Below are 14,629 nucleotides of genomic sequence, written 5' to 3'. Positions count from 1 at the left end.
GAAAAGAGAATGATTGGCAGGTAGATAAAAAAATGGAAAAAAGGGTATTTGGACTTTTAATTTTTCTTTTGCTTGGCGGATGTTCGGGCAGCGGGGAAACTGAAGACCAGGCTAATTCGACAGAAGATGCTGCTGCGGAAACAGCTGTGCCGGAAAGCGAGAATATGGAAGAGGAAACTGTAAAGGGAGCTGCCAGCTGGGGTGAAGAGCTTAAAGGAATTGAAAGCTTTTTAGTGCCGGAAACAGAAGAGGAACTGGCTGCACAAACGGGAGGAATATTTACTGAGGATATCTCTTATGCAGAGGAGACGAAGCAATCTTGGGGGAATTTTGGACTTGGGGATTATGAACAGCCATTAACAGAAAAGTTAACGTCTGTGTCCGAGGCAACTCAAGATCCAGAGGCCATCTTTAAAGCCCTGCATTTTTATATTGGCAGTCATGCTTATAATCAAGCAATAAACGAATTAAATGAATTCACTGTGGATTGGTATGAGCCTTATTTGCCTGAGCCAGGCGAAATGGAACAGGGAGAAAATGCAGTTGACCCGGGAAAAGCAGTGATCCTTTTGGATGCAAGCTCAAGTATGCTTTTAAATGTGGAAGGACAGCAAAAAATGGGTATTGCGAAAACGGCTGCCATTCGTTTTGCGAATACGATAGGAAATACCAATGATGTGTCATTAATGGTTTATGGTCATGCCGGATCACAAAATAGTGAGGATAAGGAGTTATCCTGCACAACTATTGAAGAAGTGTATCCTTCCCAGCCTTTTGAGGCAGAGAAGTTTACGCAAGCGGTGGCAAATGTCGAGGCAAAGGGATGGACGCCAATTGGAAATGCGATAAAAGCTGCCAAGGAGAAGATGGCTGGCTCCTCAGAAAATGTCACCCTCTACATCATCAGTGATGGTGCGGAGACATGTGATGGCGATCCTGTAGCCGAGGCAAAAGCTTTTGCAGCAGAGAATGCAAATCGCACAGTAAACATTATCGGCTTTGATGTCGATCAAGCTGGGGAAAATGCTCTCAAGGAAGTGGCTGCTGCAGGAAACGGCGAATATATATCCGCAAAAACGGTTGAAGAGCTGAATAATTCCATCAAAAAAGCATGGGTTCCCTCTTTTCAGGAGGTAGCAAGCAAATCTAACTCATTGATAAAGCAATGGGGGCAGAGCTATGACGAGATGACAGAGCGTACAAAATTGGCCGATAAAATTTATTATGCCGGCTTAAATGAAAAAAGCCGTTTTTATGAAGCGATTAATATAATGAGAGCACAAAAAATGATTACGAATGAGACCTATGAGGAGATAAAAACTCTTATTGAAGATAAGGCGGCTGCTGTTTTGGAAATCCGTAAGCAATTAGATTTGCACAAAATGGAGGAAAATGAAGAAAAACGCCAGCAAATTATCAAGCGGGTTCAAGAATGGACCGACCGTATGAATACATTGCGCGCAAACCAGTAAATACAGTAAAAGGGGAAGGTAGAAGGGGGGCTGGAAAAATTGTTAGATAAAATAAAGGATGCATTTTCATCTAAGCAATTAATTTGCACTGTTTGTGGCAGGGAAATTGAAGAAGGCGAAAGATTTAATGCTACTATAACAATGCCTTCTGAAAAAGCTATGCTAGTAGGAAGATTAGATTATACAATTGCAAGAACAGCGAACAATGTAATGTGTGAAAGATGTCAGTAATGTCTATCACCAATCATTAAGATACAAAAGAAAAAGAAGCGTATTCGTTATTGTCAGTCGAATACGCTTTTTTTCTGAGAAGATCAATAATCAAGTTGGCCGTTTTCATGGCAAATTAAAAAACTATTTTTTCGGCTCCAGCTCCTCGATTGAATCAATATCCATATAGGCGGGTACGACAAAGCCGTTTTGTGTGCCTTCGAGGTTTTCACCTAAATCGACGATATCTTCCTTATGTTTTTCATAAAACGCCTTATGAGTTGTCGGCAGCCACGGCGCTACCGTCGCATCGCCTTCGCCAGTGGCAATGGCCTGGAACATAATAGCAGGATCTACTGGTGTGACTGTCACTTTATAGCCTAACTGCTCCAACACTGCTTTTACGACACTGCTGGAAGCACGCTCTGAGTCCCATGGTGTAGAAACCAGTTCTACTTCTGTTCCGTCTGCTTTTTTGATACCCTCTGTCCATTCCTTCACTTTTTCTTCATTGTCTTCGATCCATTTTACAGCGGCATCCTCAAAGTCACCCTCCTGCGCATCATACATTACTTTTTCCATATCTTCCGGTTCCCAGTAGAAACGATCGAGCACTGTATAGACATCAGGTAAATCCTTTTTTAAATCCTTTCTTGCCAGTGTATTAATATTTTCAGCGCCGCCTAACGTTCCTTTTGGATCTTCGAGGATTTTTAAATCATAGGCGGAAAATTTCCAGTGGGGCGTCCAGCCTGTGATGATAATTGGCTCTTCATTGCGGATAGCTTGCTCAAGAGAACCGAGCATCCCTGCTGTAGAGCTTTCCTCAAGTGTCCAGCCTTCCAGATTTTCATATTGCTCCAGTGTATCTTGTGCTAGGCCTGTTAATCCAGCTCCGGGTTCAATCCCGATAATTTTATAATCAACCTGTTGCCCGATGCTCGATGCACCTTCTGCAGAGCTGTTACTTTCATCCTCATTCCCGCAGGCCCCCAAAAGTAATGAAGCAGAAATCCCGAAAGTAATGCTTAACGTTTTTAGCTTTGTCATTTTTACATCCCCTTTAGAAAAATTTAAACGGACCCGTAACTTTTGCCTTCTATGTATAATTAGTTTGACATAAAAGTAACAACTTAATATTAACAATAGGTTGTTACTTGTGTCAAATTGCCATTGTTTCCTCTGTCACACCAGTTGCAAGGGTCAATTCCGTACCGACCTTCTATAGCAGCTAGTGTATTCCTCGATATTTTAGTAATATGGTATAAGACATGGAAATTTTTGATAAGGAGCATCATATGAAAAAGAAGTTAACCATTATACTAGGTATTATTGTTGTCTTGCTGATTGCGGCGTATTTTGCTGTAGGGAATTACTTTTATAACTTTGCGCTAAACGCAGACGACGAGAAGGAATTTATGGAGGGTAATGAGCATCTTGAGGACAGCTTGTTAATCGATGAACGTTTAGAGGCGGATGCAACGGCAGCAGATGAAGCATTTTTAGCAGAGCACCAAACTGAATCTATTTCGATTACATCAAACGATAAATTAAAGCTAAAGCTGGCCGGCTATATGTATGAGCAGGAAAGCAAAGTATCAAAATGGGTCATTGTGGCACATGGGTATACAAGCAGTGCAGCAGGGATGACTCGGTACATACGCCATTTCTATGAGCAAGGCTACAATGTGCTGGCGGTAGATTTGCGCGGACACGGCAATAGTGAGGGTGATTATATCGGCATGGGCTGGCATGACCGTCTTGATATGGTCGAATGGATCGATGAAGTCGTTCAGCAGGATGCAAAAGCAGAAATTGCATTATTCGGCATTTCGATGGGCGGAGCCACTGTGATGATGACAGCAGGGGAAGAGCTTCCCGATAATGTGAAAGTCATTGTGGAAGACTGCGGCTATGCATCTGTAAGTGATGTATTTATTTATCAGTTGGATGATTTATTCGGACTGCCGGAGTTTCCGGTTATCCAAGCGGCCAATACCGTTACGAATATACGCGCGGGCTATGATTTATACGAGGCTTCTGCTTTAGAACAGCTGAAGAAAAGCCAGCTGCCGATTTTATTCATTCATGGAGACAAAGATACATTCGTGCCGTTTGAGATGCTGGATGATGTTTATAATGCGGCAGCCGGCGAGAAGGAACAGCTTATTATCGAGGGTGCTGGTCACGGAGAAGCTGTAAAAGTGGCGCCTGATACGTATTGGCAGGCAGTGGACCGATTTATGGGTGAGCACCTGTAATAGGTAGCACGGAATATTATACGAAGGAGATTGTCGTGTAATTAAAAGACGGGCTTTCCCGGTTAGGATGCTGCACACTATTAACCATCCGGTATCCATGAATATGGACGCCGGGTGGTTTTTTAGCGGGGGTTAGCTGCCGATTGATAGATAAGGATAATGATAGACGGAAACATGAAGTTTCCTCGGACGTCTAGTAGAAGAAAAGAGAAGGAGAGTCGTTAAATGGTGAACGTAACATGGAATGTATGGGATGAGCCGGTGACAAGAGAAACAGTAGAGGAAGTCGCAAAAAAACTTGCTGTTACATTTCCTGAGGACTATATAAAATGTGCCATGGCCAATCATGGCGGTCATGTAAACCCTCATCTTTTCCAAGTGGAAGAAAAAGAGCGGGTTTTCGGGACATTCCTAAGCTACATAACAGAAGATAGTGAATATATAGTGGAAGTCTATCATGATTATAAGGAAACACTTCCTGCACAAGTAGTGCCGATTGCTTTCGATCCGGCGGGAAATCTGCTGTGCTTTGATTATAAAAATCATGAGGATGACCCAATTGTTGTCTTTTGGGAACATGAAAATGCAGCTGAAAAGGAAATGCTGATGCATGAAGAAGGACTGACAGCAGAACAGGCAGAAGAGCGGGCGAGAGAAAATCTCTTTTATGTGGCAGATTCATTTACAGATTTTCTCGGAAAGCTATATGAGTGATAGAGCTATCGCGGAGAAGGAGGGGGCAGCAGTGGGTTCCTATGTTTTACTGTTAAAAGAATATGAAGACGATGAAAAGGTCATCTACCGTTTTGGCCCTGATGAAAAGAGGATGGGAACAATCCAGCTGAATAAAGTAACGGGAAAGTTTACAGAATTAGAAGCAATACGTGATTCAACGCTGCCCTCCCGATTTTACTTTGACCGTGCAGCCGTGAAGCTGTCGGTGTGTCATGTAAGAGAAAAGGGCATGTTTCCGGAGAGAATGGCTTTTGAATCATAGGACTACGCTTTTTAGGAGGATTAGCTGCTGAAAAGGCGGTATTCTGTATGACATAGGATTGAAAGCTATACAAACAAGGAGGTATTACTTTGGATATAAAAAAGGCGATGAAAAAGTATTTTCAAATGAGGAAAGAAACAGCTGATCAAGGGCTGGATTTTCTATTTAAGACTCCCGAAACAGAGAAAGATTTACTTATTTATAAGGGGATGGCCGATGAGGAAGGATATAGGTCATGGAAGCCGGTAGAAATGACCGTTTCCCCTCAAATGAGAGAAGTGGAAGATGAGTTTTCATTGCATTTACATCAATCCATTATTGCGTATTTCAGCTCCTATTGGTTTGCGGATTTGGACGGCTTTTTTAAGGATTATTATATTGCCCTGCAACCTGTGCTGCCGAACGCCGAAGTAAATTCTTTCAGAGAGCTGCTGAAGGGATATAAAAAAGCCCACGGAGACAGCTTAGAGAATATACCGATTGGAATAGAGGGGAACGGCTTATTGGTTGTAGTAGATAACAGCACCGGAAAAATCAGATTGGAAGATTACGAGTGGGGTACATTTGAAGATTTGGCCGAAAGCCTTGAGGATGTAATCGAAAATATGAGGCTAAAAAGGTAAGAAGCTAGGAAGGTGGAAATGATATGACTCATTTACCGAAGCGGCTTTCTCATATTCTGGCTGGGGAAATCTATCAGCGGAATGACATTGATTTAGTAAAAGAAGCATTGAGCATGCTGAATGTGAATCCATCTCCTGCTTTCAAGGAGTTTTATGGCAAGTATGCAGGCCCATTTTGGGAAGAGCATATTCCATTTGAGTTATTGGATGTAGCAGAGGAAGAGCGTAATATTACATCTTATACATACATCGCCCGAAAAGAGCATGGATTTCCTGACCGCTATCTCGTGCTGAGTGAAATATCGACCAATGCGATATTAGTTTTGGACAGTGTAACAGACAAAGTGTACTGCGTGAATTTTGAAGGAGAGGACAAGAGGCTGTTACAAGGTGAGCTGCCGGAAGCATGGCCGAGCTTTTATGCGTTTTTGATGGAGTACTTTGATTGCTAATCATGGCAGGCATAGGTAGTGTGAAAAGCTATATGTCCTTATATTCGTAGAATGACCCATTAAAAACAATCGGGGCGTTCACTTGCTGAAAGCTTCTTTTGTTCCACTATTATAACGGCGACATACATAATCTAAGCAAGCCATGCCGGTCCTTTATTGGTACCGGCATGGCTTTTATCATGATTATAATCCGTTTATCCCAAGTAGTTTATTCACTTCTTCAACCGCTTTCTCCAGCCGCTTTTCATAATTGCCGGAAATGGAAATGGTATGAATCCCTGCTTCCTCCAGCAGCGATTTTAGAATACTGTTGTTCGTCTGCCGCACCTGTTTCTCTCCGAATATCCGTGTCCCATCATCGACCCAGTCTACATCGGGTTCTAGAAACAGCCATAGGTCAAACTGCTGGAGCTTGGCGATTTCATGCAGCACCGGCTGGGTTTTTCCTTCGTAGGCAATCGAGAAAAACTGGGTGACGAGTGCCTCTGTATCGATGAACAGCAGCTTGTTTGCTTTCTTAAGCTGCTCTTTAATCTGGTACTGGTGCTCGAAAGCGATGTCGGGAAAGTCGCTTTCCAGTGTTTCATAAGTGCCAAGACGTTCGTAATACGTGCGTCCCCATTCTTCTACATGTGCCGTATTAAATAAGGTAGCCAAATTTTTGACGAGTGTCGATTTCCCACAGCTCTCTGTTCCGACAACGACTACCTTTTTCACAAAGTAGGGCTGCACCGCTTTTGGCAGCATTCCCCAATGTGCAAGCGCGCCTTCCGCGCGGATTTTTGTCGCTGAAATAGGGTAAGCTTTGCGGGCGCTGTCGATTATCACATGCTCTGCATCCGGGTACAGCTTTGCAAAATATTCCCCGTATGCATCCTCGGATGAAAAGACAGTATCGATCGGTTTTCCGATAACTTCCTTTATTCTTTCTGCCCCGAGCTCCCAATCTGAAAATTGACCGGTCTGCGGCTCATAAATGGCATGCACGTGCACATGCGGCAGATCCTTTGTAATCTGCTTCCACCAGCGCAGCCGCATCTTGTAAGGTATCGGTGCCATAGGCGAATGATGAAAATAATGTTTCTTTTCGTACTCCTCATCATATGAAACGATCACATGCAGTTCTTCTACCATAGTAGAAGCTTTAATCATCGCATACACATGCCCCATATGAACCGGGAGAAATTTTCCGCCGTACATCCCGATTTTACGCTTGCCCATATGCTTCCTCCGTATTTTGCTGCTTCGATATACGCAGCCAGTTGATATAGCCGTAGACGGAGTTGATAAGGAACGCTGTCCACATAACAAGCATCGCCCAGTCATTGCCGCCGGAAGTAAGCAGTGTCACGAGCCACAGCACAATCGTCAGGACATTCACGACAATCCACATAAACCATTGCTCTGCATAACGCTGTATCATTAAAATCTGCGCAATAATAGATAGTACAACAGCAACAGAATCAATCCGTACTTGCTGGCTGCCTATCAAATATAGGAGCTCCGCGTAAAGGAGAGAGGCTGCTACAGATATAACAAGCAGGATAATCCAGCCCTTTTTTGTCAACCGTTTAGCGACAATATCCTCTCCGTGCGTACTGCTGCCGGTTTTGTGCCTATTCCACATATAAATACCGATAAACTGAATCGGCAGATAGAAAAGGCCGTTCAGCATCGCCTCTCCATATAGATTGTACGTATAGGAAATATACGCATACGTGGCACATTGAATCATGCCGAAATAATAATTGCTGATCTTTCCTTTAGCGACAAGCACGACACAAAACATGCCGCTAATGGAACTGATGAAGCCAAGCAGCGTATCATCCCAGATGAAAAATAAAGCAATCTGGATGAGGGTGAAAACCGACAGCCATAAAATTTCAAATTTTGTCCAATCTTTCAGCATAAAAACCTTCCCTTCTTCACTCAATTTTAGCACTTTTACCCAAAATGGATGAGCGACAAAGGAACCAAACTGACAGAAGAGAACCCGTAGATAAATCCTATATTACATACCGGATTATATGTAAGATAAAGTCCACCAGCCTGTGCTTACGGTATAGGAGGCAGTACTTTTGCTGTGAAATCAAGGCTTACTAATAAGCTGCAGCCAGCAAAAAAAGTATCCTAACGGAAAGGGCAATCCGCCGGGACCCTTTTTTACTGACACTGTATAAACTCCCTGCGTCTTTCTGGGGTAATAGACAATAATTGCTTCATAATAGGCATTTTTGCTCAAGTAATAGACAATCTGCACTTAATCAGCATTATCTGCTTCAAAATAGACAACCCAGCGTTAATCGAAAATCCCTGCTTCATCATAAATAGACCCTCCGGCTGATTGCTATTTCTGCTGCTGCTTCATTTGATAAAAAAGCCCCTTACGCGCCATCAGTTCCTCAAATGTACCGTTTTCCTGCAGTCTGCCGTCCTGCATGACAAGGATACGGTCGAAACTCTCTAGTCCCTGCAGCTTGTGTGTAATCACGATAACGGTCCTTTCTTCTGCTGCAAGTAGTTGCGTGTGCAGTTTGGCGGCTGTACGTTCATCGATGCTCGTAAACGGTTCATCAAGCAGCCAAAGGGGACCATCCCGGAGCAGTACCCGGGCAAAGGCAAGACGCTGCTTTTCGCCTCCAGACAGATTCTCTCCTTTTTCATATACAACGTCATCAAGGGATTTCGGTATTTGGACCTTTGCTAGTATCTGAGCAAGTTCGGAATCTGCTGCGTCCTGTTTTGCTATCTGCAGGTTGTCGCGTATAGTGCCGGAGAAGAAATGATTATGCTGCAGCTGAATGCTCATTTTCTGCCATAATGATTCTTCCTGTACTTCCGCAAGATCCTGGCCGTTGATTAAGATGCTGCCTGCTGATGGCTGCAATGCCTTGATAAGGAGCTGAAATAAGGTAGATTTCCCTGAGCCGCTTGGACCGATGATGGCGATTTTTTCAGCAGGATGGAGATCAAAGGACACGTCCTCCAGTGCAGGGCGGTCCATCCCTGGATAAAAAAATGACACATGGCGGCATGTGAACGAATAATGTGCAGCCATTTGCAGCTTTTCCTCTCGTTCCTTCGCCACTTCTGTGATTTCCTCAAGCCTATTCATGGCAGTGCGTGCTTCGTATAAATAGGAGGGGACATTTGCCATTGGGATAGCGATCTCAAAAACGGTGAGAGAAATAAGGATAAGCATTGCCAAGTACAGACCGTCCAGTGAATCGTTAGTGACAAAATAGGCACCGAGTAAAACAACAAAAAGGCTAGTAAAAAGGGCAATCGCCTGGTTCCACGTATGAGCAAGCTGCTTTTCATTTTCCTCCTGTCTGCGTTCTTCGGTATAGGCAGTGCTGATGCTGTTTATTGCCTGCTGCTTTTTTTGTACCTGGTGATGGAGCTGCAGGTCGCGAAAGCCGTAGAGAAATTCGGTCAGTTCAGTTGTCAGCTGCTGTTTTGTAAGGGCTGGTGCTTTTTCTTTATGGACGAGGGCGGCTGGTATGACAAGTGTGGTAAGAAGAAAGCCGAGCAATAATACGAATGCCAGCCATCCGGAAAAAAAAAGTGTAAAGAGAATCGTTACGATAAATACAAGCAAAGTAATAAGCGGGGGATAAACAACCCGCAAGAAAAAGTTTTGCAGCACTTCCACATCGCTTGTAATCCGTTTTAGCAAATCCCCGCTTCGGTAAGTGGAGAACAATGTGTTGGCATGCGGTTCAAGCTTGGTGAAAAAACGCATGCGGATATCACTCAAAAGACGAAAGGTAACGCGGTGTGATATATAGCGTTCTGCATATTTGCTTGTAGACTTTACCACACCGAAAAGCTTTAAAAATGCCGTTAAAATTAAAATAATATAAAACGGCGGCATAAGAGCGGCCTTTGAAATAAGAAATCCGCTTTGGGCAAATAAGGCGACAGCCGTTAAGCCGCTGAGAAAACCCGCAGTCATCGATAGGATTACATCGCGTTTTTCACGCCAAATCATATGGAGCAGTATCTGCATCCGGCATTCCCCCTTGCCTCATGAATTGATAGAACGGGTGCTCCGCAAGTTCGCTATGTGTCCCGCAGGCAGTAATGAGGCCATTTTCCAGTATATAAATATAGTCAGCATGTCCGATGCTTTCAAAGCGATGCGCTACGATGACAACGGTAGCTTCTTTGCTAAGCTGTTTAATCGCCATAGTCAGCAGCTTTTCTGTCAGCACATCAAGGCCCGCCGTCGGTTCATCGAAAAAGACGATGGACGGCTTCTTTAAAAAGGCCCGGGCCAATGCCACCCGCTGTTTTTCTCCGCCGGATAAGCCGCGTCCCGCTTCCCCGATATGTGTCTCCAGCCCAGCCGGCAAAGAATAAAACCAGTCAAGCAGCTGTGCTTCCTTTAATGCATTAATAACCTTTTCATCAGAGCAAGATTGTCCCATACAAATATTATCCCGAAGTGTGCCGGCAAACACATAGGAGTGCTGGGCAATATATGTCATCTCGTTATACCAAGCTTCCTCACTGATTTCTTTTCGGCTAACGCCATCAATAAGAACGGTCCCGGATTGCAGCTCGACCATGCCGGCAAGCATATGGAGGGCTGTTGTCTTCCCGTGCCCGGTCGGTCCGATAATGGCAGTTGTCTTTCCAACACGGGCGCTTATGGATAGCGGTCCGATGGCAGGTCCATCCTTATAGGAAAATACCGCCTTCTGTAAGGATAGGCTTTGCTTTAAAGAAACCTGCTTTTCTCCCCACTGTACCGGAACGGCAGGCTCCTTCAGTGTTTCTTCCAGTAAAGAAGCGGCTCCCAGGCTGCCGCGCCCTGTATGGAAGGCAGCACCGAGTTCTTTTAGTGCATTGTAAAACTCCGGTGCAAGCGTCAGCACAAGAAAAGCAGGGGCAAAGGCAAGCGTTTCAAAGACAATCATCCGAAACCCGATCTCAAGAGCAACGAGACCTATACCGAGCGTTGTGATCAGTTCTATAAACAGCGTAGAGGCAAAAGCGATTTTTAATACGGCCAATGTGGCGTTCATAAAACTTTCATTATTATGTGCCAGCAACATGCGCTGTTTTTGGCTTTGACCGAACAGTCTCAACGATTGCAGCCCCTGAAGCAGGTCAAGAAACTTCCCTGAAAAGCGGTTCATCTCGACAAGCTGCTCTTCTGATTTTGCCTTTGTCTGCATACCGATGATGATATAAGTAAGCGGAATAAAAGGGGCAGTAATCACCATGATCAAAGCACTTGCCGGATGTGTCAGAAATACAGCAACGAGCACGGCAAGCGGAATAACTGTTGTTTTGATTACCTGTGGAATATACTCCCGGTAGTAGCTTTCGAGTTCATCAACGGTGTCGGTAAACAGTGTAACGTTGCTGCCGGTCTGCCGTGCGCCTTGCACTGTAAATGCATGCGCGGACCAATGCTCGAGCAGATCTGTGCGTGCCCTCATTTTTATAGAGGCAGCCAGCCGACCTCCTAGCCTTGCAATAAGCAGCTGTGTGGAGAGCCGGACAATAATAGCAACAGCCAGCATCCATAAATAAGGGAATACCGCAGAAAAAGCAGCATTCTGGATGAACACGAGGTCTACTGTTTTAACAATGCCTACCGCCTGCAAAATGATGCTGCCGCTTTGTAATAAGGACAATATGATAATCAAAATAAGCACACTTTTGTTATGTAATGTCCACATGCGGAGTATTTGCAAAGACATCGACTCCCTTCTATTTATGGCATTTCCAAAAATTCATACTTTTAATCCTTTTTATAGAATGAATATGGTTTAATGTCACATCCTATTCGGGCATGTTGTAGAGAAGATGTAACAGATGCGGAAGTACAATGCTGCAAAGAAAGTTAGTCTGAAGTCGTCATACCATCCGACAAAGGCTGACTAATCTGCCTTCCGTAGAACGAGGCGTAACATCAGATTCAGTTACAATTACGCCAAGTCGTAATGAATATAACGAGATACGTTAGGAGTGAATACGTATGGAGACGTCAGTCTTCTGGAGTCGGGCACTGACAGAATTAACCCTATCCTTTCATATTATTTTTGCAACGCTCGGTGTCGGGGTACCGCTTTTCATATTAATCGCACAGTATGTCGGTTACCGGAAAAATGACTCACATTATACGCTCTTAGCGCGGCGGTGGGCGAGGGGATATACAATTACTGTTGCGGTCGGGGTCGTAACCGGAACAATTATCGGTCTTCAATTATCGCTGTTATGGCCGCAATTTATGGAGCTTGCAGGTCAGGTTATTGCATTGCCGCTATTCATGGAAACATTTGCTTTTTTCTTTGAAGCAATCTTTTTGGGCATTTACTTATATACATGGGACCGGTTTAAAAATCCAAAGCACCACATGCTGCTGCTTATACCTGTAATGATAGGCGCCACTGCATCAGCGCTCTTCATTACAATCGTCAACTCCTTTATGAATTCACCGCAGGGCTTCAACATGGAAAATGGTCAATTGATTGATATCCATCCTATTATTGCTATATTCACTCCTGCGATGCCGACAAAGGTAACCCATGTGCTTGCGACAGGCTATATGACGGTCGCCTTTATATTTGCTGCGATTGCGGCGTATAAAATGCTGCGTGGGGAAAACCATGTGTACCACAAAAAAGCACTGTATTTAACGATGAAATTAGGGTTAATTTTTTCTCTTGCTTCCGCTTTTTTGGGAGATTTCTCGGCGAAATATTTAGCCGAATATCAACCGGAGAAACTGGCAGCAGCGGAGTGGCACTTCGAAACGGAGGAAGGGGCGGAACTCATTCTTCTCGGTCTTACAGATGGGGAGAAAGTCGAGTATGCGATCCGTATTCCCAAAATGCTGAGCTACCTAGCGCATGGGAGTTTCGATGCAGAGGTGACAGGGTTAAATGAGTTCCCAAAGGATGAATGGCCTTCACTCATTAACCATTACTATTTCAATATTATGGTGTTCATCGGCATGCTGCTGATTTTTGTATCGCTCGCGTACGTATTTGGGAAATGGCGCAAGTGGCGCTGGGTTGAATCTAAGCCATTCAGGTGGCTGATTGTCCTCGGAGGTCCGCTAGCCGTCATTGCCATTGAAGCAGGCTGGTGGCTCGCAGAACAGGGGCGCCAGCCATGGATACTGTACCACATCATGAGAACAGAGGAGGGAGCGACGACCGCTACGGGATTGGAATATATATTCATCATGTTCGCTGTCGTCTATTTGATTCTCGGGGTAGGCTGTGCGGTTGTACTGCACCGGATGTTTAGAAACAATCCGGTAGAGAAGGAATTATCATCAAGACATGGAGGTGGCGGCACATGGCATTAGAAGTACTCGGGATATCCGTGTTATGGCTCTTCCTGTTCGGCTATGTGATCATCGCTTCTATTGATTATGGCGCGGGATTCTTTAATGCCTATAGCCTTGTCCGAGGAAAAAATCACATTCTGTCAAAAATTATAAAACGTTATTTATCGCCCGTTTGGGAAATTACGAATGTCTTTTTCGTATTCTTTTTTGTAGGGATTGTCGGGTTCTTCCCGCAAACCGCCTATTACTACGGAACGGTATTGATTGTGCCTGCGTCCATTGCCCTTGTCTTGCTTGCCGTACGGGGAAGCTATTATGCATTTGAGGCCTACAGCGGAGCGAGCGGGCATAAAGGTTATGCAATGGCATACGGGATTTCCGGCCTCTTCCTGCCGGCTTCTCTATCTGTCGTGCTGGCCATTTCAGAGGGTGGTTTTATTAACATTGTAAACGGTAATCCGCGGCTTGATTTAATGGCGCTGCTGAAAAGCCCGCTGTCCTGGTCGATCGTTGTTTTAAGTGTTGTTGCCGTTCTTTATATTTCGGCTGTCTTTTTAACATGGTACGCATGGCGGGCGAGAGATACAAGCGCAAGTGAACTGATGCGGACGTATGCACTCATTTGGGCAGCCCCGCTTATTATTAGTGCCCTCGGTATTATTATCGAGCTGAAGTCGCTCGGCAATTGGCACTATGATAATATTCTTGATCTGTGGTGGCTGTTCCTCATCTCCGGTATTCTGTTTGTCATAACGATTTTGCTGATCGGGAAAAGACGCAACTACGGACTGGCCGTCATTTTGCTTATTGTGCAGTTTGCTGTGGCATTCTTTGCATACGGGGCATCGCACTATCCGTATTTACTGTACCCGCATTTGACGATTTACGATAGCTTTACAAATGAAGCAATGGCCGTCTCGCTTATCGTTGTCTTCTTACTTGGATTTGCGCTGTTGCTGCCATCGCTGTATCTTGTGTTCCGCCTATTCTTTACAAAAGATTATGTATCCGGAAAAGACGAGACACATGTATAAGGAGTGATTCAATGACTGATTTTCTTATATTTCAAGCCCCATTTATCATTATTGTCCTTTCTATAATTGCTGCTTTTGTCGTGTCTACAAGAACAGAGTGGATTGACGATGAAAAGGGCAATGGCCGGTAGGAAAAGGGCGTATTAAGGAAAGGCAACTGGCCTATAACACGCGGAATGTCTATTAACGCATGTGGATTGTCTAATAACATGAGCAAATTGTCTATGAATACGACAGAAATGTCTATTAGTGCGAGGAAACTGTC

15 protein-coding genes are annotated in these 14,629 nt (G+C 44.4%); 10 read left to right on the top strand and 5 right to left on the bottom strand.

The window, feature by feature from the left end:
- Nucleotides 1-32 precede the first annotated feature (32 nt).
- Together BOD01S_RS11850 and BOD01S_RS11845 are read left to right on the top strand one after the other, a co-directional pair.
- Nucleotides 33-1,472 carry a vWA domain-containing protein gene (locus tag BOD01S_RS11850; protein WP_052124794.1) on the top strand — a complete coding sequence of 480 codons (1,440 nt, stop codon included), beginning with the start codon at nt 33-35 and terminating at the stop codon, nt 1,470-1,472.
- 39 nt (nt 1,473-1,511) lie between these two features.
- Nucleotides 1,512-1,703 (top strand): hypothetical protein, encoded by a 192-nt coding sequence (locus tag BOD01S_RS11845; RefSeq protein ID WP_036153634.1) that lies wholly within the window; start codon nt 1,512-1,514, stop codon nt 1,701-1,703.
- Nucleotides 1,704-1,826: 123 nt separating this feature from the next.
- Here BOD01S_RS11845 and BOD01S_RS11840 read toward each other — a convergent pair whose 3' ends face one another.
- Complete coding sequence (locus tag BOD01S_RS11840) at nt 1,827-2,732, bottom strand: glycine betaine ABC transporter substrate-binding protein (protein ID WP_036153637.1); 906 nt, start codon at nt 2,730-2,732, stop codon at nt 1,827-1,829.
- Nucleotides 2,733-2,980: 248 nt separating this feature from the next.
- On the opposite strand from BOD01S_RS11840, the gene BOD01S_RS11835 reads away from it, so the two are divergent.
- From BOD01S_RS11835 to BOD01S_RS11815, 5 genes are all read left to right on the top strand, one after another.
- Complete coding sequence (locus tag BOD01S_RS11835; RefSeq protein ID WP_036153639.1) at nt 2,981-3,943, top strand: alpha/beta hydrolase; 963 nt, start codon at nt 2,981-2,983, stop codon at nt 3,941-3,943.
- 225 nt (nt 3,944-4,168) lie between these two features.
- Complete coding sequence (locus tag BOD01S_RS11830; RefSeq protein ID WP_036153642.1) at nt 4,169-4,657, top strand: SMI1/KNR4 family protein; 489 nt, start codon at nt 4,169-4,171, stop codon at nt 4,655-4,657.
- Between the two features lie 31 nt (nt 4,658-4,688).
- Nucleotides 4,689-4,940, top strand: coding sequence for a hypothetical protein (locus BOD01S_RS11825; RefSeq protein ID WP_036153644.1), 252 nt, complete (start codon nt 4,689-4,691; stop codon nt 4,938-4,940).
- A gap of 107 nt (nt 4,941-5,047) precedes the next feature.
- Nucleotides 5,048-5,563 carry a SecY-interacting protein Syd gene (locus tag BOD01S_RS11820; protein ID WP_174523088.1) on the top strand — a complete coding sequence of 172 codons (516 nt, stop codon included), beginning with the start codon at nt 5,048-5,050 and terminating at the stop codon, nt 5,561-5,563.
- A gap of 23 nt (nt 5,564-5,586) precedes the next feature.
- Nucleotides 5,587-6,015, top strand: coding sequence for an SMI1/KNR4 family protein (locus tag BOD01S_RS11815; protein WP_036153646.1), 429 nt, complete (start codon nt 5,587-5,589; stop codon nt 6,013-6,015).
- 183 nt (nt 6,016-6,198) lie between these two features.
- Here BOD01S_RS11815 and nadR read toward each other — a convergent pair whose 3' ends face one another.
- From nadR to cydD, 4 genes are all read right to left on the bottom strand, one after another.
- A complete protein-coding gene (gene nadR, locus BOD01S_RS11810) occupies nt 6,199-7,236 on the bottom strand; it encodes a multifunctional transcriptional regulator/nicotinamide-nucleotide adenylyltransferase/ribosylnicotinamide kinase NadR (RefSeq protein WP_036153648.1) in 1,038 nt (345 codons plus the stop codon).
- The gene (gene pnuC, locus BOD01S_RS11805; RefSeq protein WP_036153650.1) at nt 7,223-7,924 is read right to left on the bottom strand and encodes a nicotinamide riboside transporter PnuC; all 702 of its coding nucleotides are present in this window, start codon (nt 7,922-7,924) and stop codon (nt 7,223-7,225) included. Before pnuC ends, nadR begins: the two co-directional genes overlap by 14 nt.
- Nucleotides 7,925-8,362: 438 nt before the next feature.
- Entirely contained in the window at nt 8,363-10,027 is a 1,665-nt protein-coding gene (gene cydC, locus BOD01S_RS11800) for a thiol reductant ABC exporter subunit CydC (RefSeq protein WP_036153652.1), read from the bottom strand.
- The gene (gene cydD, locus BOD01S_RS11795; RefSeq protein WP_052124795.1) at nt 9,996-11,732 is read right to left on the bottom strand and encodes a thiol reductant ABC exporter subunit CydD; all 1,737 of its coding nucleotides are present in this window, start codon (nt 11,730-11,732) and stop codon (nt 9,996-9,998) included. The genes cydC and cydD overlap by 32 nt, the downstream gene beginning before the upstream one ends.
- Nucleotides 11,733-12,010: 278 nt before the next feature.
- On the opposite strand from cydD, the gene BOD01S_RS11790 reads away from it, so the two are divergent.
- From BOD01S_RS11790 to cydS, 3 genes are read left to right on the top strand one after another with little or no spacing between them, the layout of a single operon-like run.
- Entirely contained in the window at nt 12,011-13,348 is a 1,338-nt protein-coding gene (locus tag BOD01S_RS11790; RefSeq protein WP_036153654.1) for a cytochrome ubiquinol oxidase subunit I, read from the top strand.
- Entirely contained in the window at nt 13,339-14,364 is a 1,026-nt protein-coding gene (locus BOD01S_RS11785) for a cytochrome d ubiquinol oxidase subunit II (protein ID WP_036153656.1), read from the top strand. Before BOD01S_RS11790 ends, BOD01S_RS11785 begins: the two co-directional genes overlap by 10 nt.
- 11 nt (nt 14,365-14,375) lie before the next feature.
- Nucleotides 14,376-14,495: a cytochrome bd oxidase small subunit CydS gene (gene cydS / locus BOD01S_RS23985; RefSeq protein WP_407655999.1), complete on the top strand. Its 120-nt coding sequence runs from the start codon at nt 14,376-14,378 to the stop codon at nt 14,493-14,495.
- The last annotated feature ends 134 nt before the right edge of the window (nt 14,496-14,629 follow it).

Origin of the sequence: Lysinibacillus odysseyi 34hs-1 = NBRC 100172 (assembly GCF_001591965.1) — a bacterium.
In the GTDB taxonomy this organism is placed as follows: Bacteria; Bacillota; Bacilli; order Bacillales_A; family Planococcaceae; genus Lysinibacillus_B; species Lysinibacillus_B odysseyi.
Note: the sequence above shows the minus strand (reverse complement) of the source record. Positions and strands in the feature narration are given on the sequence as shown.